Consider the following 26,035-nt stretch of genomic DNA (forward strand, 5'->3'; position numbering starts at 1 on the left):
CCATTCAAAACCATACCATATAAGATTTGAATATCAAATGAAAGTATTGTGACATAATAATAAATAGGGTAATTTTTAGAACATTTTTTTCAAAGAACAAAACTTTAAAATTTATTAATCATCCCAAATATCATTCCAGATATATAAGGAAACAACCAGATGAACCATACCACCATGCTTAACTTATGGAATTTTTGCTTCATTTTAGAGTCATTTTTCACCAACACAATAGAAGCCCAAATGGCATGAAATAACATTAACACAATAGCTAATAAACCTGTTACGCCATGAAAGCTAAATAAAGATCCTTCTGTAGCCATTTTTTCCATCATGGTCGTTCCAAGCGTATCGCATATGAAGCCTATCCAAAAAATAATCACATGCCACAATTTTAATGTTTTTTGAAATTTTTCTGACCATACTCCTACTGTATAAAAAATTAGTGCTGCTGTAATAAATATTGTAGCCATTATTAGCATTTCAATCACCCGATTCATAGCACAAATTTAAATGTACCTTTATAAGAATGCATACACTTATTGCCCAGATATATTTTACAAAGGCAAGATGAACAACAGATGAACTGGTTAAGATATATTTCATCAGTTTTTTAAGGACAGCACTGTACATTGGTTAATTATTACTAATATTGTATTATCTATAGTGGGGGTGAATATTAATGGATGAAATAGACATTTTAAATAAAGAAGCAATCAAAACAGATTTAGCGTTAATTAAATCTTGTTTGCGGTTAATCAATCAAACAGTCACGTTAAGCAAACGAAGAGGAGAAACGTTTAACGCTTCAGAAAATGAAGAAATACATATGTTAATTTCAAAAATTGATAGGGACTTGCACAAAATTAAAGTAAACATCGAGTATGAAACAAACCATACGATGTAACGTTAACCTTTTTATTTGCACGAATTGCCATTATCTATAGCGTAATATTATATAAACAAAAAGGAAGCGATTAGAGCTTCCTTTTTAAATATCCAACTATCGTTGTAAGCATAACGATAAAAGTATTAAATTCGTTGGATTAATCAAATGTGACAACATTTTGCACGACCGATACCTTATAAACTTCTTTCGTGCTAATTAATATCGTTTTAAAATGTTCAGTTTCAGTAAATGAATACCAAGGCTTTTCATTGAATCCATTAGACAGTTCTTCTACAAAGGTTTCTTGTCCAATATTATTTTTAATTTTATATTCTTCTTCACGGCTTTCGTTAAAGTAAAACTTCACGGAATATTCATAATCCATTAGCCTGCACCCCCCATCTACCTATATCATGGGACAATTGGACATGAAGTAATCAATGAAAAGACAATCAAAATGGAAATCCTGCTATGGTTTCATACAGGAAAATTCTAGAATCCTTCATTTATAGATGTTACTATTTTAAAGGTAAGGATTTACCAGATACATAGGTAGTATTTATGAATAATCATTTGGAGGTAACAATGGAACAAAAGCTTATAAATCAATTGAACGAGTGGCATGAAGTAGACGAACATCAGCAAATTGTCGATACCCTTTTAGCAATTCCTGAAGAAGAACGAGACGATGAATTGATTAGCATTTTGGCTAGAGCCTATAACAATTTGGGTCTTTACGAAGAAGCGCTCAATCATTTTAGTAAAATTTCTGAGGCAGGTAAACAAGATGCGCTATGGCATTATCGGGTAGGCTTTGCTTTCTATTATTTAAAGCGCTATGAGGAAGCAGCTCAAGCTTTTAGCATGTCTGACCAATTAGATTCCGGAGATCGCAGCACCGAGTATTTTTTAAGACAGAGTACCCTTAAAGCCAAGAAGCAAAAAAGTGAAGAACTTCGACTTGCCCAGAAGAAAGCTTACTCCGAGCGTGGTGGCTCCGCAGAAAAGAGAATTCCTTTTTCAGAGATGTCTCTAAGTGCATTTTGGGAAGATAGCGAGTATGCAAGAAAATCCTATCAATCAGAGCCACCGTCGGATGAATTAATTGCCTCTATAGAGAAAGAACTTGGTTATAAACTCCCCGCTTCGTATATTTATTTAATGAAGCAACACAATGGCGGAGTACCGAGAAATACTTGCTTTCCAACAGATATGGCAACTTCCTGGGCGGAAGATCATATTGCCATTACAGGTATTATGGGTATTGGACGTGAGAAAAGCTATTCCCTATGCGGAGATTTGGGCAGTCCGTTTATGATAGAGGAATGGGGATATCCAGACATTGGAGTAGTTATTTGTGATTGTCCTTCATCCGGGCATGATGTCGTGATGTTAGACTATCGAGCATGTGGTCGAGATGGTGAACCTGAAGTGATTCATGTCGATCAAGAAGATGATTATGAGATTACGTTCCTTGCCGATAATTTTGAAGCGTTTATCAAAGGCTTAGTGAATGAAGAACACTATGATACTTCTGAAGAAGACAAAGAAGAAGCCTTGGCTAAAGTAGCGCATGGGAAGTTTACTCCTCTGCTGGAGGAGCTGTGCTCTCGTGTAACAGAGGTGGAACAAGTGGAACAGAAAATCCGTAGCATATGTACACAGATTGTCGAAGAGAAAGGCCATTTTAGTTTTCATGCAGATCAATTATCCTATACCATGTATGATGTGCAATTTTGGTTATATACGAAGTCGTATCCTGAAACTAGTTACGACCAATATATAGAAGCTTATCAAAACATCATCGTATTTGGCAGTGAGTTCGGTCTAGGTGGGTATGCGCCTTCCTTTATTACAGATTGGCTCAATCAACGCCTCAATGAAGGGCTGATTGTACAAGAACATGGAATTATTCGCTTTAGCAATGTGTTAGCAGAGGAAGTCATCCATAAATTAAATGCTTACTAATAATGCAAAGAGGCTGGAACATAACTAAAAAATTAAAAGGGTTCACTAGTTGTTGGTAGCGAAGGCGGTGACTCCTGCGGAAATGCACGTAGCGTAAGACGTAACGAACCGCGCGCTAGCGAGGGTTGCGGCTTACTGTGCTGAGCGGAAAGCACCGCCGAAGCGGACAACAACGGCGCAGCCTCTTCTTATCATTAGTGACGGCACTGCTCTAATCTTTTATACAGTGCAACAGCAAGCTCCGTAAAGCGCTTCTCCTCATCTGTGTTTAATAAATCATGTGAATCCCTCTTGTTCATCCAGTAATCCCCATCTAACAAATCATACATATCAAGAAGTGTAATTTCTGACGTTGCTGGATGTTGAAAAACAGATAGCATCGGTTCCGGACCATCATCCCAGTTATATCCGTTCACAATGGCATGTAATATTTCTGGCGAATTAATGTGTGCTATTTTCTCGCATAGTTTGTTTTGTGACTCTTCATACAACAGCTCCTCAACAATGCTTTGTTCTTCCATTGTCAACGAAAGGCGAACCGCTCCTTTTGTTGCAAGCAGAAGGTCAGCAAGCTTTTTATCTGTACGAGCTGCATTCCAAGCCGTCGCTAAAATACCCAGTGGCGAATCTAGTTCGGCTCCCGCTTCGATCAGCTTCAATATAGCATCCACTTGCTTGAACTTTACAGCTTTTTTAAGTGGCGTTTCACCAAGTTTATCTTGTGCTTCAAGTTCTGCTCCGTGCTCTATTAATATTTCAATCGCTTTTACAGGCATTCGATTAGTTAAAAAAAGCATCAGCGGTGTCCTCCCGCGCTCGTCCCGTTCATTCACATCCAGTTCCATTGCTGCCTGGTGGACAAGTGACAGATTATCTGTCTTGCTAACTTCCTTCCAACGCAAGATTATTCCCCCTTTGACACAGTAACATTATTTAGCTTTGCTGATAAATGGTTGCTGTAATGTTGTCTTTTAGACAGACAAACATATAAAAAATACCTTCAGCATATTCATCAAAATCAGCATAATCAATCTGCCCTATAAAACGCATTCTTTGCTCACAGCAAGGGCAAAGCGGATATGCTGAATCCTGCACCCAGCTTGGATAACCACCAATCTGCGAATTTAATTGTGACATCGTCCAAAGCGCAGCATAATATGGTGATTGTGGCTCATGTGCAAGGGCTAACCTAGGTTTCATTTCAATAGAGCTGTTTACGTCATCAATATCTGGAAGATACGCTGGTTTTTGATTATAACGGCTCCAAACAGGCACACCATCCTTGTCCAATTCCATGTAGATTGTACTAAAGCTTCCACATAAATCACAGGTTATTACCTGCAAGTTCTTGTGCATGTTGAGATAGTGCAAAGATTGATGAGCGGTAGCCACGTCCATTAATTTCGTTAACTTCCTATTACACCACGGACAGGTTGAATGGCTTATCCCAAGAAAATGCGTATACTGCTCTTCATTGAAATCTTCACTTTGTTGATCTGTTTGCCTAATTGCATAGCAGACATGGTTAATTAGGTCACGCCTCTTTCCGTCACGGCTAAGCTCCCATCCGCCTTCAAGAGCGTAGGTTTCTGGCGTTACATACAACTGCTCTGCCCATATTGGCGGCTGTTTTTGCCATTGCCGAAACTGCTCTATGACCATGGCATTACCAATCCAACCGAGCACAAGGAGGAGATGGTTTCGGTTATCCTGATCCCATTTAATACGCTCTAAAAGGAGCTGTTGTATATCCAGCGGTGCATCTTTAAAAACAAGTGGATAATGAAACAAGCTACGCTCTATCAGCTCAGGTAAAGCATTGGCGATATTTTTATTTCGATAGCATACTAGCGACAATAGAATGTCCTCTGCTTCATTGTCATTATTTTTTCCAAGTAATTCCACGGCGTATTTCAACATATTGTCCGCTTCTTGTTCTGATAATGCTATGTATATCTGCTCCATGCTTAACGGATAAGGAATGTATTGGATAAGAGGAGCATACGTTCTTGGCGCATGCATTACCTTAAGAATGTCCACATAATTCGTAAGTCCTTCATAGAGATTAACCGTTTTGCGGTGCTTCTCAATGTAAGCTTGTTGCTTTTTTCGTGCATGCTCCTGATGACATGGCATACAAATACCGCCCGTTTTGGCTGCTGTAGTCGGCAGTATTGTTGCGCTACAGCCTTCCGTCTTACATGGTAGTCGTTGCGTCATATTGGATTCCCCCCTTTCGCCTTATACGATTTTGTAAAATTATAAGCGAGCAGCTTGTTCTGCCAGATCTTCTAATACCACCATTAGAATGCGCCTAGTATCATCTTCAAGTTCACTGTTCAGATGCTCTTGAATATGTGGGATGGCGTGACCTCCAAGCCCCACAAGTTGTTCATAAGCCTCATAATCTGTTCGCCAGAAGCTTCGCATGCTACCTTTACCAAATTCTCCTCTTTCGATTACATCTACCCAATGTTTTACTTGTTGAACAAGGGGACGTTGCTGTATAGCATCGACTGCAGAATGGAATTCCATATCTTTCTTCATTAAGTCAGGCATTGATTGATACAATTGGTTTTCGGGTACAGTTTTTCTTATGAGCTGGCTTAATGTCAAATAATCACCACCAACGCCATCCGCGGCTGACACGTAGGCAATAAAGTCCTCCGTATGGTTCAATTGCTTTAGGTCATTTTGCAATCGATGAATAACTTGGATGGCAATTAAAAAGAGCTCTGAATCTATTATGGTCTTCTCAAATATGTAGTTCTCGTCATTGCTTAAATACGCGGGTGTTTCTTGACTAATACAGTTGAACATTTCAAGATAGGTTTCAAGACCATTCGGCATCTCGTCGTACATAAAGGGATAATCGCCTTCACTAAATTTACAGGAGCGATAGATTTGCTCTAGAGTTTGATTGTAAAACTTGCTACCAGTTTCCAAGTAACTTTCTTGATATTGTGCGTAGTATCGAGCAACCGTTTGCTCTAAAGAATCCCGATTATTAATGTACACTATATAGCTCCCATTATAGCTATCCGTATAGAGTGAGAAAGTATACACATCCTTGTTTCGTCCTTCTTCTATATAGCGAGCAATTGCAGATTTGCAGAAGTCGTAAAGGGCATTCTCCAAATCACGCGTACTAATGAATATCCCATCTTTAGAACCAAATGTCGTTATTTCTTGAATCGTTTGATTGGCCGTACATAGCAGATAACTACCCTTACCTTCTAATTCTCTTCTCCCACTGATTAACCTTCCGATATGAACATCATAACTCATAGTAAAACATTCCCTCCAATTATGTTTAGTAAGCCAATAAAGGTGTTTTGTCATTCCTTACCTGTCCGATTCTCTTTTTTTAGCTTGTAAAGTAAGAAAATTGCTAAGCATTGAATGCTTATTGGGCTGAACAAGGCATACGTAGTTATCGCTTATAATCTGGCTGTTCCAACCTCATTGGATTCGGATTGCTAAGTGCCCAATGCACAGCTAATTCACACAGTCTCGCAGGTTCATCACTACCATTACCGTTGTGAAGTTCTTTCACTAATGTTTCAGCCTCTTGCAAAGTAGCTGGGTTTAATGGCGTGCCCAGACGAAAATAATGACCCAAACTGTGGAGCATCTTTCGATATTGATTATCCCAGTTAATGCTACCGTTATCTAAAATTTCATAAGCGACTTTACCAGTAATACGAATTACCTCACCCTGTATGGTGTTCGCATGGCCTTGTGAAGGAATGAGTAAACCCCATAGTTCATTATGCTGCGCCTGCCAACCATTTGAAGATACTGTAATTAGAGAGCTGCCATCATGCATCTTTCGTTTTCCGACTGGGGAAACAGCAAATAGCTGATATAGACGGTAAAGTGCCTCATCCGTTTGATTCAAATATTCCTTATTAAAGTTATCTCGGTGAAATTCAAAATCGTTGCCAATTCGCTTAATAGCGTTTTGCATATCCTGTGTTACAGTCACTCCAGCGTTTAGCAAAATTTCTGCAACCTTTGCCATATTGACGATATCTATGTTTCTACAGGTTGCCAAAGCTTTTTCTAAAGGGGTTTGTTTCATCTTGTTTTCTGCGCTAAGATTTGCGCCTTTGCCAACTAATGTGTAAACTGCATTTGGATTAAATGACTCTGCCGCTGCAAATAAAGGTGTCTCATTTTGATAATCCAGTGCTTCTATCGCTGCACCCAACTCAAGTAACAATTCAATATTTCCGCACCAACTCATTGCCTGTTTATGTAGAGCCGTTCTTCCGTAACGATCACGCGCATTAATATCAGCCCCCTGCTCCACAAGCCAGCGAACCAAATCATTCGGTACTTTAAAAAAACTTAAAGCTGTTGATTTACTGTAACCACCATGAGCATCTAATTCACATTGTAAAAATACCTCTTTTAACGCTGATAGATCGCCTATTTCAATGAGTTCCTCGAAATTTTTCGGTAAGGTTTTTCGCTTCCTGCCCATTTATGTTCTCTCCTTAAGTCGGTTTTTTAAAATCACTCCATTCCTATATTTTACTACTTATTCATTTCTTGTAGTATGCATTCTCCATAATTCGCGTGTTATTCGTCTGCTTCTAACGAAAAGTTAATAATGCCTATTTCAAGTATTAAACGAAATAAAAGTTCATAGGATATTGTAAAATGCAATGGAGGATGGCTATGAGCATTGAAGTTATTACATTATCACCAACATTATTTCATGTGTTTAAAGCAGGCGAGTCCAATCCTAAAAAGGAAAAGCGTATTATCTATGGGCAAGCTACATCAGATGCTAATGGTGTAGCGACGTTTTATTTTACAGACAATGCATTAGCTACAGGCAATACACTGTTATCAACAATCGACTACGCAGTATCAAGCGTCTATTCCACCAATTCATCGATTAATGCAAGACCGCGGGTACAAATGAGAGAAAAGAACATTGCTGCAAAATATGTCTCTGCTAACGTTACAAATATAAGTGGTGTAACAGTCTTAGGCATTAATGTTTTAGGTTCAGAAAACCCCGTAAGTGGCGTAGTGGTCGATTTCATGGTATTAGGCAGCTTTGATACCCAAACTTAAATCAAGTATGTTCTGTTCCTAATTATTTCCTTCTACATAACAGGATTTACACGATTTTTTACGTTCCTTCCCATGTTATTTCAGCAATTTTTCCAGTATTGCAATAGCTTAATTCCTCAGCCAGTCAAACTAAAAAACGTCCAAAACCCTGTATTCATAGGGTTTTAAACGTTTTTCTTTTTCATCAACTGACGTCCTTAAAAGGAAACTAATATCGCCCGCATCAAAACATTTACTTTATTTAAGCTCTTATTAAATAAAGCTAAGAGATTTTATTTCTATATTTTACCGTCTTATCCTATAAGACTTAATAAACTTTCTCGGTTTTTGTAAGCTAATGTATAGTTTGGATTTAGGTCTATTGCTTTATTGTAATCTTCTAGTGCTTCTTTGTACTTTGCTATATTTTTATATAAGTTTCCTCGGTTATTGTACGCTAGTGCATGGTTTGGATTTAGTTCTATGGCTTTACTATAATCTAATAAAGCCTCTTCATTTTTCTCTAATTTTTTATTTAAGATTCCTCGGTTATTGTACGCGTCTGCATAGTTTGGATTTAGTTCTATCGCTTTACTGTAATCTAATAAGGCCTCTTTATTTTTCTCTAATTTTTTATTTAAAATTCCTCGGTTATTGTACGCGTCTGCATAGTTTGGATTTAGTTCTATCGCTTTACTGTAATCTAATAAGGCCTCTTTATTTTTCTCTAACTGTTTATTTAAAATTCCTCGGTTATTGTACGCTTCTGCATAGTTTGGATTTAGTTCTATCGCTTTACTGTAATCTAATAAGGCCTCTTTATTTTTCTCTAATTGTTTATTTAAAATCCCTCGGTTATTGTACGCGGTTGCATAGTCTGGATTTATATTTATGGCTTTACTGTAATCCGCTAATGCTTCTTTGTACTTTCCTATATCTTTATATAAGTTCCCACGATTATTATATGCGTCTGCATAGTTTGGATTTAGTTCTATCGCTTTACTGTAATCTAATAAGGCCTCTTTATTTTTCCCTAATTTTTTATTTAAGTTCCCTCGGTTATTGTACGCTAGTGCATGGTTTGGATTTATTTCTATGGCTTTATTGTAATCTAATAAGGCTTCTTCATTTTTCTCTAATTGTTTATTTAAGATTCCTCGGTTATTGTACGCTTCTGCATAATTTGAATTTAGTTCTATGGCTTTACTATAGTCTAATAAAGCCTCTTCATTTTTCTCTATTTGCTTATTTAAAATCCCGCGATTATAGTACCCGACTGCATAGTTTGGATTTATTTTTATGGCTTTACTGTAATCCGCTAATGCTTCCTTATACTTCGAAATTTCATAATATAAAATTCCTCGGTTATTGTACGCTGTTGTATAGTTTGGGTTTATTTCTATTGCTTTACTGAAATCTAATAAGGCCTCTTTAATTTCCCCTAATTTTCTTTTAAGCATCCCGCGACTAACATATGTTTGACTATCAAATGAATTGATTCTTATAGCATTATCATAGTCGATTACTGCTTCAGCAATTTTGTCTAATTTAGTATAAGCTTTTGCCCGAATTAAATAATATTCTATAATCGATTCATTTTCTCCTATATATTGAGAAGCTTTTTGTATTACTTCATCAAAACTACTTTTATCAAGTAATAGATTTAGTTCGTTTTTATTGGATTCGTAATTTTTAATACTGTTACCAACAATATCTACCATTCCATCTTCTGAAAGTACTACTACTATACAGTCATTAGTTACAATTTTCTTCGTTTGAATTTTTTCCATTTTTTGATATCTGATAGCTGAATTATATCTTGCCCCCCTCGAACTATCTGCTTCATCAGTGGCAAGTCCATCTAATATCACTCCAATGGCATGGAATTTACTTTCAATATCGATATAGAGTGCACCATCTATACTGGTTAATTGATTAATAAGTGTTTTAGAAATAGTGGGATTACCTAAATTAAATATATCAATCTCATCTACTCTAAAACATTGACTATTAAGTCTAGTAATTTCGCTTTCAGCTAATTTCGGTGTAGTAATTACCACCATAGTTCCACTTTTTTGATGGGAGGCATGTCTAATAATTTTGCATACTGAAGAAACTTTTTCACTTATTTGAAGAGCATCGTAATTTTTACCATGGAAATAACTTTTAAAGGTTTCATTAATTTCACCTTTCAGTTTATCAGTTGGAAATTCAAATTTATTTAAAATGATGGACTTATCTTTAAAGCCTATTATTAATTTTTCTCTAAAATCTTTGGTATTACTTGAAGAATTATTAAACTCAATTAAATTAATTTTATAATCCAGTTTACCCTCAAAATTAAACACGACTATCCTATCTTCTAATTTACTTCCTTTTGAAATACTAGCATCTTTAAATTTTCCGAGACCAAAAATTCGGTATGTATCACCTATTACAAATATATTTTCAGAAGACATTTCAAAAATTTTTCTTATTTTTTTTGTTTCTTTATATTCGATTGGTTGTTTAAAATTTACCACCATATCTATATTATTTTTTCTGTCACCTTCGTTTATTATTAATAATTTTGCAGAAACACTAATTCCCTCATAGTTAAGCATTGATATTTTTTCGATATAATTTAAAAAATTATTTTTCAATTCCTTATTTTTTTCAATATTTAGAACTGAATTTGTAAACTCCATTGCAGTATTTAATAATTTAAAATTTATATTCTCATTTAACATTTTATCTAAGGAACTACCTATATTTTGTTCATCTATTTCTAATAAAATGGAATCCAATAGAAATCGAATAAAGGAGAATTGTTCTTTATTCCAAAATAAATATGAATTGTCTGAGGTAAATCCTTCTATTAAAATAGTAAATAGTTGCTTATCTACTTTATATCTAATTCTCTCCGCTTTATTAAAATCTTCATCTTCAAACAATTGCTCCTCATTCAATTTAGATGAAGTAGTGTCCTCTTCAATTCTATCCTCTTCGCCAAATTTAATACCAATTTTTACATACTCACTAATTTCTGATAAATATTTTTCAACTAATTTTTTCAATTTTTCAGTTTCATTAATATTCAATTTTATTCTCCCTTAATTTTATGACAACAGATTTTTGAAATTTTAGAATTAAAAAAACGATTCTTTTTAATTCTGCCAAACTGAGAACTTCCCACGTTCTATAGATCAAGCCAAAATGTTGGTTCAATATTCTATCATCTCACTCCGAATTGACCAACATCTAATAAAAATCAAATTACCCATTATTATACTATATATTACAAATAAATAATAAAATATCTTCATTCCTAAATTATTGAGGACTTCGGCTAATTGTATGCATATTCCACTTAACTTTCAGACCTAAAAGCAGTTTCTTCAAGCAACTGAAAATGTGTAAATACTTTTCATTTCTATCCTCTTCTAACGTATTCCCCCAAATAGAAAAGCACTTCAAACCCTTGATACTAAGGGTGTCGAAGCGCTTTTCTTTAACTAGAATTTTCTATCTGAACGAACCTTAATACTTCCTAGAAGCGCATACTAACATTGATATATCAATGCTTAATATATAGTACTTACCTCACTCTTTTGAAAAATCATAGATTAGTTAGATTGAAAAAATGTTGTAAATGTGAATTTGAAAAAAACAAGGATATTTTATGGAGATACGTTAAATACTATTTTTAGGAGGTGTCGAAATGAAAAGGGATAAAAAAGATACAGAATTTGCAACAGACGAGTCAGCAAAATCATCCAATATTAAAAAACCGAATGAGCGTGTCGGGCATACTGAACCCCCTCGCCCAAAACATGAAGAAGACCTAATTATGGATGAGAAAAAAAGTAAGTCGACTTCATTATAAAATAAGACCAAATTGCATATTATCTATATTGACCACTTGTAAGGAGTGGTCTTTTCCTTTTTACAATCTGTTTTATCCTATATTAGTTAATAGAAATTCTGAGTGCGACAACAAGCAAATCAGTTTCTCAAATGATAAATTTTTAGACATTCTATACAACGATTGTTTAAAAAACAAATTTAAACATTTAATTATGTAAAAAATTTGAAAATCAAAAAATAATGATATATAATTTCACTAACCTATTTTGGTAAAATTTGTATGATGAATGGAGGATGTTTATGAAGAAAACCTTATTAGCAACATCAATGTTATCTTTACTTTCTTTACATGCTGTTAGTGGTGCTAGCGCTGAAGAACCTATAGACCTTACAAACGCAGTTGACTTTACAAACTCTGAGGACTATACAGAATACGATAACGCTCCGCTTGTAACTTTGCCAAATATTACGCCATATGCTAGTGATATGTCAGGATATGAATATATTCATTCTAGTTCATCTAGAAACAATCAGCTTGAATTTCAACATTTGGCTAAAAATCCTAGTTCGGCCACAGATTCTGTTAGTTATTCAGTAGCTGTTACGCAATCTTCTTCAGCTAATGTTGCTACCAGCGCTACTTTTAAGTCAATGGTGGCTGAAGTTGGGGTTTCAACTCAAGTAGAACTAGGAACATCTACTACAAAAACACTTTCAATCACTTGGTCGATTCCCGCCAAGTCTAATTATTTGTTAAGAGCAGGAAGTAGTTGGGTGCAAGCAAGTGGAACTGAAAAACTATGGAGTGCAGGCAAAGTAATAAGTTCTAAGACTGTGACAGGAAAATGGACGTATACTAGTTGGAGCGATAAGGTTAAACAATGATAAAAATTATTAATAGTAAACTTTTTATTTTTATTCTAGTTATGTTGACATCTATTTTTGTTCTTGTAGCATGCGATAATAATCAACAAATTGAAGATACAAAACGTAACAATCAGCAATTAGAGGAAAAACAAAATAATCATGAACAACAACAAATGGAGGAAGTCAGTAGTACCGTTTCTTTAGAAAAGCAATTTATTCCACCAAATTTTGGAGTTGATGAATTTAAAGTAAACGCTAATGATAAATTAGTGGAATTTAAAATTTCTTACAGAATCAGTCCTCAGCTTTATGATGTGTTAAGACAAATTGATAGTAAATATTATTTTGAATTGAAGATACCCGAAAATATTTCTTCAATAATAAACAAAGATAGTACGGGGTTAGTTCCTGGAGCTATTATGGAATTTAATGCACTAAAATATATTGTTACTCTTAATACAGAAGTAGATAAACCATTGACTACTAGTGAAATAAAAGAGCTAGTACAAAACAAAAATGGTTATGGATTATATGTATATGACCAAGATAAAGATGCAATTCACTACTTTGATGATGTTGAATTGTTTTCTACGATACCTAAATAGAAGGCTAGTTTAAAAGGTTACACGATACTGTAAGCTAATGATAGACATAGAAAAAGGCGACTCTTTGGCCGCTTTTTTCTATGTTTTATTAAAATACGTAAGTGTCCAACGTGCCGCTAACGTGAAGCAAGATGTATCATGCGCATTGTGTAAGAGTAAAATAACGAATAGTCGTTTCCATAGGCGCCAATCATGGCAGTATGCTGTGAATCAATATTTTAGGCCTTTTCTGATTTTTTCATTATGATGTAGTAAATAGAAAATAGTCGTAAGCATGATCTTTGACTTTTAAATCCTATAAATTTACTCTTGTTTTAGAAGGAGTGAATAACATGACAACTTTTTTAAAACCATTTACTTTTCATAACGGCGTCACAATTCGTAATCGTTACTTAATGGCGCCAATGACCACTTACTCAGCAAATGCGGATGATACGGTATCAGATGCGGAGATTACATATTACCGTGAGCGCTCATATGGCGTCGGTGCGGTGATTACAGCATGTGCTTACGTACTTCCTAATGGGAAAGGCTTCCCAGGTCAAATTTCGGCACATAGCGATGAATATATTTTGAGCTTAAAACGTATTGCTGATGCGATTCACGACGGTGGCGCAAAAGCAATTTTACAAATATATCACGGCGGTCGCCAAGCAGTACGTGACCTTGTACCAAATGGCGATATCGTAAGTGCAAGTGAAAACGTTGCAGCAGATGGCGGTGTGGCACGTGCATTAACGGTAGAAGAAATTGAGGAAATCGTCGTAGCATTTGGTGAAACGACACGTCGCGCCATTGAAGCAGGATTTGACGGTGTGGAGATTCACGGTGCCAATACGTATCTATTACAACAATTCTTCTCAGGCTTTACAAATAAACGCACAGACCGTTATGGTGGCTCTGTTGAAAACCGTATGACATTCTTATTAGAAATTATCGAAAGTGTAAACCGCGCCAAAGCGCAATATGCTGATGATCAATTTATCGTTGGTTATCGTTTTAGCCCAGAAGAGCCTGAAGAAGACGGCATCACGCTAGATGAAACGGTTCGACTTGTAGATCGTTTAGCAGATGAAAAGCTCGATTACTTGCACATTTCATTAGGTGATTTCCGCTCAGAAGCACATCGCTATAGCGGCGAAAAAGAAAACCGTATTAAAATTTTAAAACGCGTCATTGACGGTCGAATACCGTTTATCGGCGTTGGTTCAATTTATTCACCAGAAGATGCGAAAGAAGCAATGGAAACAGGTGCTGATTTACTTGCACTTGGTCGTGAGCTATTAATTGAAGCGCACTGGGTGGAAAAAGTAGCCGCTGGTGAACCCGTTATTACGGAAATGGATATGAGCCGTGATAATAACATTCCAGAGCCCCTAATGAACATGATGAAACGTAATGTAGGTTGGGTCCCTGGCGTAAAATAATTGTAAAAACGAACCCCATGACGCACTAAACTAAACAAACATAAAGAACAAAGTTTCTACGGTGATCTGCTTTGGGAAGCAACAGATTGTACTGATGCTAGCGATGGTCAAAAAATCATTTATAACTAAGCCTGTAACAGCCATTCAAGACTTCCCTGTACAGTTCATTTTCTTACGTATTCTTAATAAAGAAAAAGAAGCGTCTCAAACCCTTGATTTTAAAGGGTTTAAGGCGCTTTAGTTGGCTTAAACTTATATAGATAAAGCTTTAGACGTCTCAGGAGTACTTATAAATATTTCTGAGACATTAATTTTACTAGGGTTTCTAGCTTCACTGTGTAGAAATTGTGTATAATTATGTTTTTACTTAGATACCTCTTATTTCATCAATACATAAAATGCTAAATACGATTAGAATCAAGGTTTAATTCTTAATGGAAATAACTATTACACTCGCAATACTTTATATCATTTTTCATATCTTTTTTATACTGGTAATACATCTTTTCTCTTATTGAAGGGATAATTTCGGTATTAAGCCACTTCTTTAGTTCTTTTTGTATTTCTTTCTCTTTTTTACTAATTCCTTAGTCATCTTACGTTTAATTTTATCTAAAAACATTTAAGGCATCGGCAGTTATTCCAACGGCTCCCATTACCCAACCTGCAGCGTTCCAAAATAAAATAGCCTTACAAAGCTTGTTGTAAGGCTTTACTTTTTTAAATACTTGTTCCATCCGTAAAGATTATGGATTTAATTTTGTATTTAAATTTCATATTCTCAAATGGCAAATTATAAAACCGCATATCTTCATCTTTGAATTGATTTAAATCAACAGCAGTATTGAAGTTTGAAGAACCATTTGCAGGAATAACATCCCACTCATATTTGAAATCTAATGTGTATACTAATTCACCAAACATATCATAAAAATATGTTTCTGCTATAAATCCTTTTATGTCTTTATCTGTATGGTTAATATATTTCAAAATAAAATTTAATTCATATCCATAGACATTATCATCAATACTTGGGTCCCTAGGAATAACATCTTCTAAAACTAATGTCAAAGATGTATTTAAATGATTGTCTTCAGCAATCTCTTCATTTTTGGAAATTTTCTCGACACTTTCAACTAAACCATCTTGATTTGATGTATCTACTTCTTCTTTTTCCTCTTGATTTAAAGTTTCTACTTTTTCTTGTTCATTCTCACCTGATTTATCAACACTTTCTTCTTTCTGATTACATGCTGATAAAATTAAAACATAAAATAAACTTAGTAATAATAATAACTTTATCTTACTATTTTCCATAATTATTCCTCCAAATATGTATTAATCTATATGGTATCATAATTAAAATTTCACTCAATACAAAATAAACATTTTGAGTGCTATGTACAATTAATTTCAAAAAATCCCCTCGAAATAAGGTCAAATAACTATAAGAAAAAGAAAATTTCACACCTAAATTTCGTTTATCAATATTCCTAAACACATCTACTATTTCTATTAAAAAGAAAATAAATCCAATAAAATAAAATTCTAATTCAAGCACCTCTAGGACACCAATTAATGAATAAATGTGTAATTTTCTTTATTTAGAACGTATTGTCAAAGACCACCCATCACGGAGTATTTAATAAAAGCCTATCTAGGTTAACACCCTTATTTCTTTATATATGGCTGTCTGAAAAACAAAAATAATGGTAATGCCAATGATAAACCAACTGTAAACAAAGTTAATAGACATATCCACTTTTCTTTAATGTTATACTTTCTCGACTCATTAAACATAAAGATGATAAAAACAAAACATGAAATAAAAAAGTCAACAGCGAAGAAGGTCGATATCGAGTTTGCAAATAATAAATCTATTAATAACCCTAAATCAAATCCGTTTTCGTTCAAGAATTGCACTAAAAAATAATACGGAAATACTGTGCCAATAATAGCAAATAACAAGTAAACTTTTCTCATTTAAAAACCCCTCTCTATGCTTTTCACAAATAATATAGTTTAATAATACCTCATAAAAAATTAATTTGAATAAATATTTAAATTTATCATTCTAACTATGGTTCACCATGCAACATTGATAGTGGAAGGCTATCACCTTCATTTAACCAATTGTAAAAATGTCCTGGACGTTCTTTATATGGAGTTTCTTTTATAGAAGATGATTTATATAGATTCATATTTAAATTCTCTAAAGCTTTGCTATTCGCTGTATATCTATTCTTTACAAAAATCTACAAATTTTTTGCCTGTATTAAGGACATATCTGTTTGCTCTCTTAAAAACTTCACCGCTTTAATTTCACCGACTGACTTTATTTTCTCTTTTACTGAGGCAATCAGTTCATCATTATAAATTTTAGTATAATCCATTTTTTCGCCCCCTCGTGTATTAACGTTTAACGTCCCCAAAGTGGGATTTAGGTATATTTCGAAATAATGGTTGAATAAAGATTATATAACTTAACGGAATAATTTTATCGTATCCCCACTAGATACACTCCTTATAAAAGAAATGCGCCCGATTGCCTAATATCAAGTTTGTGATTTCTACCTATTGCCTGCTAACCTGTCTACATTTCCATATAAAACAACTGTTCCATGAGACTAAAAAGAAAACACTTAGTTACTAATTATATTAATTATTTTCTGTTGAGCATCTTTGGCTTCAGGAATTGGCATAACAACAAACACATGAATCATTTGAGGATAAATAAAGGTATTGATTTCAATTCCTTGTTCTGTTAGTTTTTCATCAAGTTTCATAGCATCTGGATATAAAGCTTCATGTGTTCCAATAAAATGAGTGATCTTCCCAAGTCCTTTAAATTCACCATAAATTGGACTAATCAAAGGATCCGTTACACTTTTATCAGCTGCCCATATCTTTGTAATTTCTTCCATTCCTTCACGAGCTAACAGAGGATCTTTTTTATCATATTCAGGTATAAGAGGATTGCTCAAACTCATATCAACACATGCAGATAATAAAATAATATCTTTCGGTTGAGGCAGATCTTCCATCTTTAAAAGATGGGCAAGTCCAAGTGAAATATTTCCGCCAGCCGAATCTCCCATGATAGTCAATTGATTGATACTTTTAACAGTTCCAAGAATTTCTTTATATAGGTTTAGGATTTTCGGATAGGTATCCTTATAGTTAAAATGAGGTACTTTAGGATAAATAGGAACAATAATTTTCGCATCTAAAGATTGTGCCATATTATCCATAAACAACCAGTGTAAATCTAAAGGTTGACTCGTCCAAGCACCACCGTGTATATAAAGAATAACTTTTTGATTCGAGGACTTTAGGTCATTTAATGTGAAAACTTGCATGCCCTCGAATGTCAGCTCCTGAATATCACTTGAAAATTTAACATCTTCCCCAATAACATAGGGCTTAGTATTTTCAATTCCCCTTTGCTTAAGGAAGCTTTTGGTGTTTTCAATACTAGAAAAACTCTTTTTATTCCCTTGGGAAGTTATCCATTTTTCAAATTGAATACTTTCTTCAGAACGTTCTTCAGTATAAATTTCTACACTCATTTTGATTTCTCTCCTTTAAACTTTTTTTCATCTTGTTCCTTCACACGAATGATTTGAGATAGCCAAGTATTTCTTTATCAGAATCCATCATAGCTATCTCCCATCTAAATAAGTACATTATTTTTAATCCAATTTTTTCGGTTTTACTTCCCTAATGATTTAAGATAACTAACGAGTTACAGAAAATATATTAGAACTCACTTGTAAATAATAACACAAAAAATCCAATTTATGTTTCTAAGCTATATTCAATCAAATGGCCCGTTTGTTGAATAAATTAATTCACATTTTTAAATACATTTATGATTTTGCAAACGACTAATCAAACTTCTTTAAAATCCTACATTAAAAAATATTTATTGTGAAACTGCCCTTTCTCCACACACTACTTAAATGATTAAAAAAGAATTGATTAATTAATAAAATAAATGAAATATAGGTTACTTTGAAGTCTGCTCGGCTATTTATATGCAAATTGTTACACTTAACCTTTTTGCGGCATAGTTAAATAACAGTCACGAAGCGACTTAGCAACACTTTTTTGTAGAGAAAATGTGGAGAAACTATTCATGTTCTATCCTTTTCTAACTTAAAAAGTGCCCCAAACCCTGATATTAAAGGATTTGAAGCGCTTTTCAGTTGGTTCAAACTTGTTCCTAATTTTTAATATTTCTTAAAGTTCTCTGATTGCACAATCCTTTGACGTTTCATTCTTTTCTCATTGTCCTGCTGGCAATTCCCATTGCTTTCACCAAGTGTTATAACCTAAAAGATATTTGTCGTCGCACTTGATTACTGCATATGAGCCAGCTAATCGTAGATAATCATGTATTTTATCTTCTCCTACAATAAGAAAATCAAAACCATTGTTCTTAGTGGTTTTTTATTAATTACCTCCTAGTTATTGAAACATTACTTATTCAACTAAACTGCACCGTTAGTTGAATAAGAAAAAAGAGCTGCCTATGCAACTCAATAATCTTCAAGAAAAGCGCCCGATTGCTGAAGATCGTGATTTAGTACTGCATATCTACTTAAATCGCCATGCTACTTGAACGATTAATAAAATTAGGATGGTAGTTACTAACCCTTTAGCAATTTTTAAAGGTATTTTTGATACGACTTTTAATGCAACTTGTGTTCCAATGATAGATCCCATACCCAAAGCAATTGCATAATCCCATTGTAAATAACCCGTTTGATAAAAAATGATAAATGCCCCAAAACAGCTACCGAAATTTAACACTCTGCTCATTTGTGTTGCCTTTACATAAGTATTTTTAGATTTTATAAAGTATAAAATACTGAATGTTGATGACCCAGGACCAAATCCACCATCATACATCCCAATAAAGAATGACATCACTTTAGAAGCACGATTATTATTAAGGTTTGTATTATTTGCTTGTAGTTCGCTATACCATTTCTTACTTTTAATAGATACAAAAAATGTAAATATGAGCAAACAAATTGCAATTAGATTTAGCCATTTCTCTGGAAGAATTGACGTAACTAACGCACCAAAGCCTCCTCCGATAATCGAAGAAATAATGTAGGATTTCATTATTTTCATATTCAACTCTTTTGTCTTTAGAAGAACAATTAAACTAGATAATGATGCGATTCCTGAAGAAAATTTATTTGTTGCGATACTAAAATGAATAGGAATTCCAAGTAGTAGCATTGCAGGTAACGTAATTAAGCCCCCGCCTCCTGCAAGTGTCCCTATAAATGAACCTAACATGCCAATGCAAATAATGATACTGAGAAACGGGATGTTTGTTGTAGCATTAATTTGTAATAATAGAAAAACTCCACCTGCAAATATCAATGAAAGATTAATCAATGTCCTCATTATTTTTCCCTCAACTTTTTATACAAACCATACAACGCTATTATCAATAAATCTAATATATAATTAAGTAATATTCATAAATAATATTTATGCAAGGGGGATTTTCATGAATCTACACGCTTTAAGAATATTTAAAACGGTAGCCGAATTTGAAAATGTAACAAAGGCCGCAGAGTATCTATGTTTGAGTCAGCCAGCTGTAACGATACAAATTCGCCATTTAGAAAAAGAGCTTGATGTGACATTGATCCAATCGAAAGGTAGAGGAATTCAATTAACGAAAGTAGGACGCATTCTTGCAAAAGAGGCGGAAAACCTTTTTTCATTAGAAAACTCGATAGAAACAAAAATCGCGAATATAAAAAAACAAGCAGCTGAAACAATTGTCATTGCGTCGACCTATTTACCAGCTACAGCTATACTTCCACCATTCATTTCGAAGTATAAAGATGAAAATGAGCATATTCAATTTGTACTTCAATCAGGAAACACGAAAGACATGATTCATAATTTGCTAAATTATAAGGCAGATATAGGAATTATTGTTACTGAAAATATAGATGAGTCTAATATAGTAAGTAAACATTGGAAAGATATTGAGTTTTATTTCGTTACTCACCCAAAGCATAAATTAGCAAATAAAGAGGTCACTTTAGATGAACTTGTTCAATACTCATTTGTTATGAGAGAAGAAGAGAGTTCAACAAGAAAACTTTTTCAATCCATTTGTCATACTCAAGGTGTGCCATTTCCTAAAATAGGATTGGTTTTTAATGGATTAACGGAATCGATTCAAGCAGTTCTTTCAGGTTATGGTATTACTTTATCTCCATCTATTGCTGTTGAAAGGTATTTAGATACTAATCAACTGCAGAGGATTTATGTGAAAAACATAGAAATTATACGCCCTGTACATGTATGCACACGATTAAACATGCAGCCAAATACTAGTTCTGAATTGTTTTTAGATTTTCTTTTAAATAACAAATAATAAGTTATCAAACCGCCGTTTGGTAACTTTTCATAAAAGAATGTATTTCAACAATATGGCCCGATTGTGGAATAAGAATGCAACACCTGTGTACGGCTTTGGTATAAATAGTGAAACAGAAAATAACCATTTTAGTACATTTATTTCGTGAATATGCCCATTAGCGTTGTAAACAGGATTGTTACACAAAGGTGGTATCAGTCAATGCCAATGTACCCCAACCTACGAAATATTGGTTATCCATACTCTGTCTCCCCTTTTACATTTAACTATACAATAATGTTAGATGAAAAAAGCACCCAAAGAATCGTCTAGTTACATTTACAAAAGCATGTCATTCAATAATCTAACCCTCTAATGAAAACGAGCGCTGATCCATATTATAGAATCGCGCCGATTGTTGATAAATCCTGTTATTATGATTTTTGTTATAGTTCATAAACAAAGGGAAATTTGCATCTACAAATTATTTCTTTTTTATTTTCTCTTCCACTTTACTTTGGTTTTCAGCAACCCTAAATTTTACTATTTGACTAATTAATCCATAAGGGATGGGTTTTCCAATTGGGAATTGAACTGCACCTTTAGAGGTTTTATATCCCGACAATTCATGCTGAAAATTATTAATCCCGCTTGAAGTTGGGTAGAAGCCTATATGGTTTTTGTATGCAGCAAAATGTACCAGATTTCCGTTTAATACAAAAGTAGGCATTCGGTAACTTATTTTTTCCTGGGCATTTGGTGCTGATTCCTTTATAGCCTTTCTTATTGTTTTTAATATTTCTTGAATCTCTTGAGGATATTGTAAAATATATTCATCAATTGATTCAGGAATGTTTTGTTCCATAATATGCCTCCTTGTAAATTTAAGTATTGAAAGGATTTTAAAACACTTTAATATTAAAGTAAATATTCTTTATCTATTTCTCACTCTCTCCAAATATTTCAAATTTAATATTGATGAATTGATTTAAATATTTTTGGTCCATTTGGTTTAAATGAAAATCCTCACATTGTCTTTTGCTTGTTGAAAACTTTAAATTCCATTTTCCCCCTCAATCGTGTCCTTCTTATACCATTTCACCATTTTCCTTTTTTGCTCGAATTGTAATTTTACCCACGCATTGTGTTAGATTTTTATAGCCCTTTTCACCTTTGTGAAATAGCGTAGAGAATAGATTTTCTACTTCAGCTAATGTTGTACCTTTAGAAAGTTTATGTACACGTATTAATTCGATACCTTTATAAGCATCTTCTGTTCCATGAACTTCAACTTCTCCAATGCAGTTTATTTTAAGTACAAACATCCACAATCTTTAAGATGTTATCATGCGATATTGACTAATAGATACCAATACTATTTTCACTATTAAAATTCTGATATTTTAGATAAAAACACATCTATTGTAACTGTTATTAAAAATTCAAAATTGTTAGAATATTATTAATTACCAATATTACACTTAAAACCTAATTTCTTTCAGGAGGGATACAAATGAAGCAAAAGTTACATTTAATTCCGTTTCAAGTGAATGAAGTGGTCGAAGTGGTCGAAGTGGTGCCAGTAGGTATTGAACTTATTGCAGCTCCAAAAGTTTGGGAGAATTCTAAAGGGAAGGGGATTACTGTAGCGATATTGGACACAGGCTGCGACGTCACCCATCCTGATTTGAGTGGGCGTATTATCGGTGGGTGGAATTTCACTCATGATGATGATGGACAACCTGATCGATACATCGATTATAATGGCCATGGAACCCATGTGGCTGGCACAATTGCTGCAATCAATAACTACACAGGAGTAGTTGGTGTTGCACCTGAGGCAAATTTATTGATTTTAAAAGTGCTTGATAAAAATGGATCAGGGCAATACGACTGGATCATAAATGGTATTAACTATGCAGTTGAACAAAGGGTGGATATTATCTCCATGAGCCTCGGAGGTTCTGTCGATGTACCTGAGTTACACCAAGCTATTCAAAACGCAATCACTAATCAAATACTAGTCGTTTGTGCTGCTGGTAATGAGGGAGATGGACAGAGTTCTTCAAATGAATTGGCCTACCCTGCCTGCTACAATGAAGTCATCAGTGTCGGTTCCATTAACCTGCAACGCAGATCTTCTTATTTTTCAAATTCGAATAATGAAGTCGACTTAGTAGCCCCTGGTGAAGAAATCCTTTCAACGTATTTAAACGGAACTTATGCAAAACTAAGCGGAACTTCGATGGCAACACCGCATATATCTGGTGCACTTGCACTCATAAAAGAGAATGCCAACAGAAACTTTGAGCGAAATCTGACAGAGGCTGAGCTGTATGCACAATTAATAAAAAGAACGATTCCTTTAGGAAACTCGCCAAAACTCGAAGGCAACGGCATGCTGTACTTAACAACAGAGGAATACTTATCGGATGTATTCAACCAAAAATTATCTGGACAGGCGTTGAAAATATAATGGAAAAACTAGATTTGCTATACTGTGAATGGGAAACGGCCAAGTCAGACTTTTTAAACTATCAGGAAAATCGACCCTATTATGACGAAAAGAAAGATAAGGAAGTCAGAAATCAATACTATCATAGCATTTCATTCACGAATACTACTCTTTTAGACAGCCTTCACACATTGCTTATAAAAACACATACAGATCAGTTAAACTACAGCCCGCACCGTTATGTGTACCCTTGGGTTGATTTACAGGAAAACGGTTCATTAAAAAGTCTTTATTCTGGAAAAAGGATGGATCCCCTTTCTGTCATAGAGGAGGACGTTCGGCTCCACGAAATGCAGGCAAAAGGGTTAATAAGCATCTTATCGGATAATCTATTTAACTGTGAACATGTAGTGCCTCAATCATGGTTCGATAAAAAAGAACCGATGAGAGGAGACTTGCATCATTTATTCGCCTGCAATCCTACCTGCAATAGCAGTCGCAGCAACTACCCTTATTACGATTTCCATGATTATATCCCTGAAGGATTAATTTTAGGAATCAAAGATGGCTGCGGCAAAGCTGAAGAAAGTAAATTCGAACCAGAATACGGCAAAGGAATCGTTGCTAGAGCTACACTCTATTTCCTAATTCGCTATCCAAACATAATAAAAAAAGAACTAGAGAATATCTCCTTATTGTTAAAATGGCATCTATCTTTTCCAGTATCTATCTATGAAAAGCATCGCAACCTAGCTATCCATGAACTTCAAGGCAATCGGAATCCATTTATTGATTTTCCAGAGATTGCAGAATGTATCGTAACAAATTAAAAAACACTAATTCCCTTATAATCGTACAAAAGAATTAGTGTTAGCTTTTTTAATATTAAACGCCAATAAAGGTATAATTTCTACATGTAGTAGATCGAGATATTAAGGGTGATTGGTCATCTTTTATTCCAAAAATTCGTTTCAAACGAAAATAAAGGAGATGGTTCCAATGACAGTTTATGAGTCTATAACGCTCATGTTTAGTTTCGCTACACTTATTGTAACGATTCTTGCGTTGTCATTTACTTTTTCAAAAAAAAAGTAAATCACCCTCTATACCTTACAGAGTAGGGTGAATTACTAGAATGCCAATCGCCTTTAATGTAATCACCTAAATCCGAACAATCTCATTACCTTTAATAGAAACTATCGCTGGTCTATTTTGGTATTTTTTTACACACTTTAAATCTTCAAGGATATGTTGCAAACCTTATTATTCTTCCCCACTAAACTCTAAAATATTTAAACCCTCGGATAATTCTGGTTCTTCAAAAAAATTAGTAACATGAATAAACGTCTCTTTTGTGTCAAAAGTTGCTCTTTCGGGTTGTTCGATACATCTTTGTGCAATTTGACGTAAGCATTGCTCATTATTTAAATTAAGGAAAATTAGTTGATGGTTTGCATTTACCTCTGATGCAATATCCAAAAACCATTTTCGCTGTTGTTGAGTATTACCTGGAAAATCCATGACTACATCTGTACCAACACTTAATATGTTTTGGACATGCTTTTTCATCATCGGCTTGAGTTGCGCTGAGAATTTAAGATAGTCTTCAAATGTTGTTATCTGATTAGGGTAAAGAGATGCAAGCCATTCATCCTCAGATAACAATACTGCTTGCTTCTCTAAAGCCACTTGTTTTGATTTAGTCGTTTTTCCAGCTCCCATTTTTCCGCAGAAAAAGTATAGAGTCCCTAGTTTTTTCATATTTTTATCCCTCCATCTTATTTTATCGGTTATTTCCTTATCTTGTAACCTAGCTTATTAATAATTGTAATTGTTATGTAATGAAATTGCATTCAAAGGGATTATTAGAAAACTCACCTATTATCCCAATATCACTATAAAGGAAAAAGTCGTTATAGTTTTCTTCCTGGTCTAGTACATTTATCGTTTCTTTAATCGATAAAGAAGCATATCTTTTTTTCTTTAATATAAAGGGGTAGCGATTGACCCAATCCCTTTTACTGCTTTTCAGAAAGATTTAGTTCATATATGATGGAGAAGCTTAATAATTGCTTTGTATCAATAAAAAAGACGCCAAATAATTGGACGTCCCGACTCGTGAAAAAGTACTTAATGCTGGATAAAGTATTTTTCAAGTAAGAAAAGAAATTAAGCAGCTAGCTTTCTGCAAGCCTCTGCACATTTGAAACAAGCTTCCGCACACTGCTGGCAATGTTCATGATCATGTTTCTTACATTCATTGCCGCACGCCTCGCATACTGTCGCACATACTGATGCTAGCTCTGAAGCAAATGGTGTATTTCGTGCTAACGCCTGCTCTAAAAAGTTACAGATATCTGCACATTCCCGGTCTAATCTGATGCATTCAGCCATCATCTTTACATCGTCTTCCTTTAGACAAGCGCCAAAGCAGTAATTGCAGGCAACCACAAATTGGTGTAAAGCCTGGATTAATTTTTGGTGTTGTTCATGTGACAAATTCTATCCCTCCTA

Annotated in this window: 27 protein-coding genes; 11 read left to right on the forward strand and 16 right to left on the reverse strand. The window is 34.3% G+C overall.

The window, feature by feature from the left end:
• Window positions 1–104: 104 nt before the first annotated feature.
• On the reverse strand, window positions 105–479 hold the full coding sequence (locus I5435_RS16090) for an HsmA family protein (RefSeq protein ID WP_024363235.1): 375 nt from the start codon (window positions 477–479) through the stop codon (window positions 105–107).
• Window positions 480–679: 200 nt separating this feature from the next.
• On the opposite strand from I5435_RS16090, the gene I5435_RS16095 reads away from it, so the two are divergent.
• Entirely contained in the window at window positions 680–904 is a 225-nt protein-coding gene (locus tag I5435_RS16095) for a hypothetical protein (protein ID WP_024363236.1), read from the forward strand.
• A 139-nt stretch (window positions 905–1,043) separates the two neighbouring features.
• Here the strand turns inward: I5435_RS16095 and I5435_RS16100 are convergent, their stop codons facing one another.
• Window positions 1,044–1,271 (reverse strand): hypothetical protein, encoded by a 228-nt coding sequence (locus I5435_RS16100; protein WP_024363237.1) that lies wholly within the window; start codon window positions 1,269–1,271, stop codon window positions 1,044–1,046.
• A 200-nt stretch (window positions 1,272–1,471) separates the two neighbouring features.
• On the opposite strand from I5435_RS16100, the gene I5435_RS16105 reads away from it, so the two are divergent.
• Window positions 1,472–2,854 (forward strand): SMI1/KNR4 family protein, encoded by a 1,383-nt coding sequence (locus tag I5435_RS16105; protein WP_025220209.1) that lies wholly within the window; start codon window positions 1,472–1,474, stop codon window positions 2,852–2,854.
• Between the two features lie 194 nt (window positions 2,855–3,048).
• On the opposite strand, the gene I5435_RS16110 is transcribed toward I5435_RS16105, so the two are convergent.
• From I5435_RS16110 to I5435_RS16125, 4 genes are all read right to left on the reverse strand, one after another.
• On the reverse strand, window positions 3,049–3,756 hold the full coding sequence (locus tag I5435_RS16110; protein ID WP_025220210.1) for a DUF4274 domain-containing protein: 708 nt from the start codon (window positions 3,754–3,756) through the stop codon (window positions 3,049–3,051).
• Between the two features lie 31 nt (window positions 3,757–3,787).
• Window positions 3,788–5,074, reverse strand: a complete 1,287-nt coding sequence (locus tag I5435_RS16115) for a DUF1963 domain-containing protein (RefSeq protein WP_337982590.1) — start codon at window positions 5,072–5,074, stop codon at window positions 3,788–3,790.
• Window positions 5,075–5,113: 39 nt separating this feature from the next.
• Window positions 5,114–6,142, reverse strand: coding sequence for a DUF4303 domain-containing protein (locus tag I5435_RS16120; RefSeq protein WP_337982591.1), 1,029 nt, complete (start codon window positions 6,140–6,142; stop codon window positions 5,114–5,116).
• Between the two features lie 145 nt (window positions 6,143–6,287).
• Complete coding sequence (locus I5435_RS16125) at window positions 6,288–7,343, reverse strand: ankyrin repeat domain-containing protein (RefSeq protein WP_337982592.1); 1,056 nt, start codon at window positions 7,341–7,343, stop codon at window positions 6,288–6,290.
• 197 nt (window positions 7,344–7,540) lie between these two features.
• On the opposite strand from I5435_RS16125, the gene I5435_RS16130 reads away from it, so the two are divergent.
• Window positions 7,541–7,945 carry a hypothetical protein gene (locus I5435_RS16130; RefSeq protein ID WP_024363243.1) on the forward strand — a complete coding sequence of 135 codons (405 nt, stop codon included), beginning with the start codon at window positions 7,541–7,543 and terminating at the stop codon, window positions 7,943–7,945.
• A 293-nt stretch (window positions 7,946–8,238) separates the two neighbouring features.
• Here I5435_RS16130 and I5435_RS16135 read toward each other — a convergent pair whose 3' ends face one another.
• Complete coding sequence (locus tag I5435_RS16135) at window positions 8,239–11,004, reverse strand: tetratricopeptide repeat protein (protein ID WP_337982593.1); 2,766 nt, start codon at window positions 11,002–11,004, stop codon at window positions 8,239–8,241.
• Between the two features lie 620 nt (window positions 11,005–11,624).
• On the opposite strand from I5435_RS16135, the gene I5435_RS16140 reads away from it, so the two are divergent.
• The 4 genes from I5435_RS16140 to I5435_RS16155 all read left to right on the forward strand — a co-directional run bounded on the left by I5435_RS16140 (window position 11,625) and on the right by I5435_RS16155 (window position 14,669).
• Window positions 11,625–11,789, forward strand: coding sequence for a hypothetical protein (locus I5435_RS16140; RefSeq protein ID WP_162832720.1), 165 nt, complete (start codon window positions 11,625–11,627; stop codon window positions 11,787–11,789).
• A 281-nt stretch (window positions 11,790–12,070) separates the two neighbouring features.
• Window positions 12,071–12,655 (forward strand): hypothetical protein, encoded by a 585-nt coding sequence (locus I5435_RS16145; RefSeq protein WP_337982594.1) that lies wholly within the window; start codon window positions 12,071–12,073, stop codon window positions 12,653–12,655.
• Entirely contained in the window at window positions 12,652–13,242 is a 591-nt protein-coding gene (locus tag I5435_RS16150; protein WP_337982595.1) for a hypothetical protein, read from the forward strand. The genes I5435_RS16145 and I5435_RS16150 overlap by 4 nt, the downstream gene beginning before the upstream one ends.
• Before the next feature lie 332 nt (window positions 13,243–13,574).
• Window positions 13,575–14,669 carry an NADH-dependent flavin oxidoreductase gene (locus I5435_RS16155; protein ID WP_108029885.1) on the forward strand — a complete coding sequence of 365 codons (1,095 nt, stop codon included), beginning with the start codon at window positions 13,575–13,577 and terminating at the stop codon, window positions 14,667–14,669.
• Between the two features lie 720 nt (window positions 14,670–15,389).
• Here the strand turns inward: I5435_RS16155 and I5435_RS16160 are convergent.
• From I5435_RS16160 to I5435_RS16180, 5 genes are all read right to left on the reverse strand, one after another.
• Window positions 15,390–15,986, reverse strand: a complete 597-nt coding sequence (locus tag I5435_RS16160; protein WP_108029887.1) for a hypothetical protein — start codon at window positions 15,984–15,986, stop codon at window positions 15,390–15,392.
• A 354-nt stretch (window positions 15,987–16,340) separates the two neighbouring features.
• Entirely contained in the window at window positions 16,341–16,652 is a 312-nt protein-coding gene (locus I5435_RS16165; RefSeq protein WP_024363249.1) for a DUF2834 domain-containing protein, read from the reverse strand.
• A 272-nt stretch (window positions 16,653–16,924) separates the two neighbouring features.
• Window positions 16,925–17,062: a hypothetical protein gene (locus I5435_RS16170; protein WP_337982596.1), complete on the reverse strand. Its 138-nt coding sequence runs from the start codon at window positions 17,060–17,062 to the stop codon at window positions 16,925–16,927.
• 249 nt (window positions 17,063–17,311) lie between these two features.
• Window positions 17,312–18,238 carry an alpha/beta hydrolase fold domain-containing protein gene (locus I5435_RS16175; protein ID WP_337982597.1) on the reverse strand — a complete coding sequence of 309 codons (927 nt, stop codon included), beginning with the start codon at window positions 18,236–18,238 and terminating at the stop codon, window positions 17,312–17,314.
• Window positions 18,239–19,268: 1,030 nt separating this feature from the next.
• On the reverse strand, window positions 19,269–20,093 hold the full coding sequence (locus tag I5435_RS16180) for a sulfite exporter TauE/SafE family protein (protein ID WP_337982598.1): 825 nt from the start codon (window positions 20,091–20,093) through the stop codon (window positions 19,269–19,271).
• Window positions 20,094–20,199: 106 nt separating this feature from the next.
• Between I5435_RS16180 and I5435_RS16185 the strand changes: the two genes are divergently transcribed.
• Window positions 20,200–21,084: a LysR family transcriptional regulator gene (locus I5435_RS16185; RefSeq protein WP_337982599.1), complete on the forward strand. Its 885-nt coding sequence runs from the start codon at window positions 20,200–20,202 to the stop codon at window positions 21,082–21,084.
• A 466-nt stretch (window positions 21,085–21,550) separates the two neighbouring features.
• Here the strand turns inward: I5435_RS16185 and I5435_RS16190 are convergent, their stop codons facing one another.
• Together I5435_RS16190 and I5435_RS16195 are read right to left on the reverse strand one after the other, a co-directional pair.
• Window positions 21,551–21,931 carry an iron chaperone gene (locus I5435_RS16190; RefSeq protein ID WP_337982600.1) on the reverse strand — a complete coding sequence of 127 codons (381 nt, stop codon included), beginning with the start codon at window positions 21,929–21,931 and terminating at the stop codon, window positions 21,551–21,553.
• Between the two features lie 223 nt (window positions 21,932–22,154).
• The gene (locus I5435_RS16195; RefSeq protein WP_337982601.1) at window positions 22,155–22,391 is read right to left on the reverse strand and encodes a hypothetical protein; all 237 of its coding nucleotides are present in this window, start codon (window positions 22,389–22,391) and stop codon (window positions 22,155–22,157) included.
• Between the two features lie 188 nt (window positions 22,392–22,579).
• Here I5435_RS16195 and I5435_RS16200 point away from each other — a divergent pair, with 188 nt between their 5' ends.
• The 3 genes from I5435_RS16200 (at window position 22,580) to I5435_RS23190 (ending at window position 24,616) form a co-directional block, all read left to right on the forward strand.
• Window positions 22,580–23,542, forward strand: coding sequence for a S8 family peptidase (locus tag I5435_RS16200; protein WP_024363255.1), 963 nt, complete (start codon window positions 22,580–22,582; stop codon window positions 23,540–23,542).
• The gene (locus tag I5435_RS16205) at window positions 23,542–24,351 is read left to right on the forward strand and encodes an endonuclease I family protein (RefSeq protein WP_108029894.1); all 810 of its coding nucleotides are present in this window, start codon (window positions 23,542–23,544) and stop codon (window positions 24,349–24,351) included. The genes I5435_RS16200 and I5435_RS16205 overlap by 1 nt, the downstream gene beginning before the upstream one ends.
• 169 nt (window positions 24,352–24,520) lie before the next feature.
• Entirely contained in the window at window positions 24,521–24,616 is a 96-nt protein-coding gene (locus I5435_RS23190; protein WP_219818977.1) for a putative holin-like toxin, read from the forward strand.
• Between the two features lie 168 nt (window positions 24,617–24,784).
• Here I5435_RS23190 and I5435_RS16210 read toward each other — a convergent pair whose 3' ends face one another.
• Window positions 24,785–25,282, reverse strand: a complete 498-nt coding sequence (locus I5435_RS16210; RefSeq protein ID WP_108029895.1) for a P-loop nucleotide/nucleoside kinase family protein — start codon at window positions 25,280–25,282, stop codon at window positions 24,785–24,787.
• A gap of 408 nt (window positions 25,283–25,690) precedes the next feature.
• Entirely contained in the window at window positions 25,691–26,020 is a 330-nt protein-coding gene (locus I5435_RS16215; protein ID WP_108029896.1) for a four-helix bundle copper-binding protein, read from the reverse strand.
• Between the last annotated feature and the right edge of the window lie 15 nt (window positions 26,021–26,035).

The sequence above is a fragment of the Lysinibacillus sp. C5.1 genome, from assembly GCF_016350185.1.
Classification (GTDB): domain Bacteria; phylum Bacillota; class Bacilli; order Bacillales_A; family Planococcaceae; genus Lysinibacillus; species Lysinibacillus sphaericus.

Coding starts and splice junctions, on each gene's coding strand:
- I5435_RS16095 (WP_024363236.1), top strand. CDS start 680: ATGGATGAAATAGACATTTTAAATAAAGAAGCAATCAAAACAGATTTA.
- I5435_RS16120 (WP_337982591.1), bottom strand. CDS start 6,142: ATGAGTTATGATGTTCATATCGGAAGGTTAATCAGTGGGAGAAGAGAA.
- I5435_RS16190 (WP_337982600.1), bottom strand. CDS start 21,931: ATGGAACAAAACATTCCTGAATCAATTGATGAATATATTTTACAATAT.
- I5435_RS16115 (WP_337982590.1), bottom strand. CDS start 5,074: ATGACGCAACGACTACCATGTAAGACGGAAGGCTGTAGCGCAACAATA.
- I5435_RS16200 (WP_024363255.1), top strand. CDS start 22,580: ATGAAGCAAAAGTTACATTTAATTCCGTTTCAAGTGAATGAAGTGGTC.
- I5435_RS16165 (WP_024363249.1), bottom strand. CDS start 16,652: ATGAGAAAAGTTTACTTGTTATTTGCTATTATTGGCACAGTATTTCCG.
- I5435_RS16150 (WP_337982595.1), top strand. CDS start 12,652: ATGATAAAAATTATTAATAGTAAACTTTTTATTTTTATTCTAGTTATG.
- I5435_RS16155 (WP_108029885.1), top strand. CDS start 13,575: ATGACAACTTTTTTAAAACCATTTACTTTTCATAACGGCGTCACAATT.
- I5435_RS16125 (WP_337982592.1), bottom strand. CDS start 7,343: ATGGGCAGGAAGCGAAAAACCTTACCGAAAAATTTCGAGGAACTCATT.
- I5435_RS16140 (WP_162832720.1), top strand. CDS start 11,625: ATGAAAAGGGATAAAAAAGATACAGAATTTGCAACAGACGAGTCAGCA.
- I5435_RS16100 (WP_024363237.1), bottom strand. CDS start 1,271: ATGGATTATGAATATTCCGTGAAGTTTTACTTTAACGAAAGCCGTGAA.
- I5435_RS16145 (WP_337982594.1), top strand. CDS start 12,071: ATGAAGAAAACCTTATTAGCAACATCAATGTTATCTTTACTTTCTTTA.
- I5435_RS16090 (WP_024363235.1), bottom strand. CDS start 479: ATGCTAATAATGGCTACAATATTTATTACAGCAGCACTAATTTTTTAT.
- I5435_RS16195 (WP_337982601.1), bottom strand. CDS start 22,391: ATGTTTGTACTTAAAATAAACTGCATTGGAGAAGTTGAAGTTCATGGA.
- I5435_RS16185 (WP_337982599.1), top strand. CDS start 20,200: ATGAATCTACACGCTTTAAGAATATTTAAAACGGTAGCCGAATTTGAA.
- I5435_RS16170 (WP_337982596.1), bottom strand. CDS start 17,062: ATGGATTATACTAAAATTTATAATGATGAACTGATTGCCTCAGTAAAA.
- I5435_RS16130 (WP_024363243.1), top strand. CDS start 7,541: ATGAGCATTGAAGTTATTACATTATCACCAACATTATTTCATGTGTTT.
- I5435_RS16175 (WP_337982597.1), bottom strand. CDS start 18,238: ATGAGTGTAGAAATTTATACTGAAGAACGTTCTGAAGAAAGTATTCAA.
- I5435_RS23190 (WP_219818977.1), top strand. CDS start 24,521: ATGACAGTTTATGAGTCTATAACGCTCATGTTTAGTTTCGCTACACTT.
- I5435_RS16180 (WP_337982598.1), bottom strand. CDS start 20,093: ATGAGGACATTGATTAATCTTTCATTGATATTTGCAGGTGGAGTTTTT.
- I5435_RS16160 (WP_108029887.1), bottom strand. CDS start 15,986: ATGGAAAATAGTAAGATAAAGTTATTATTATTACTAAGTTTATTTTAT.
- I5435_RS16210 (WP_108029895.1), bottom strand. CDS start 25,282: ATGAAAAAACTAGGGACTCTATACTTTTTCTGCGGAAAAATGGGAGCT.
- I5435_RS16105 (WP_025220209.1), top strand. CDS start 1,472: ATGGAACAAAAGCTTATAAATCAATTGAACGAGTGGCATGAAGTAGAC.
- I5435_RS16205 (WP_108029894.1), top strand. CDS start 23,542: ATGGAAAAACTAGATTTGCTATACTGTGAATGGGAAACGGCCAAGTCA.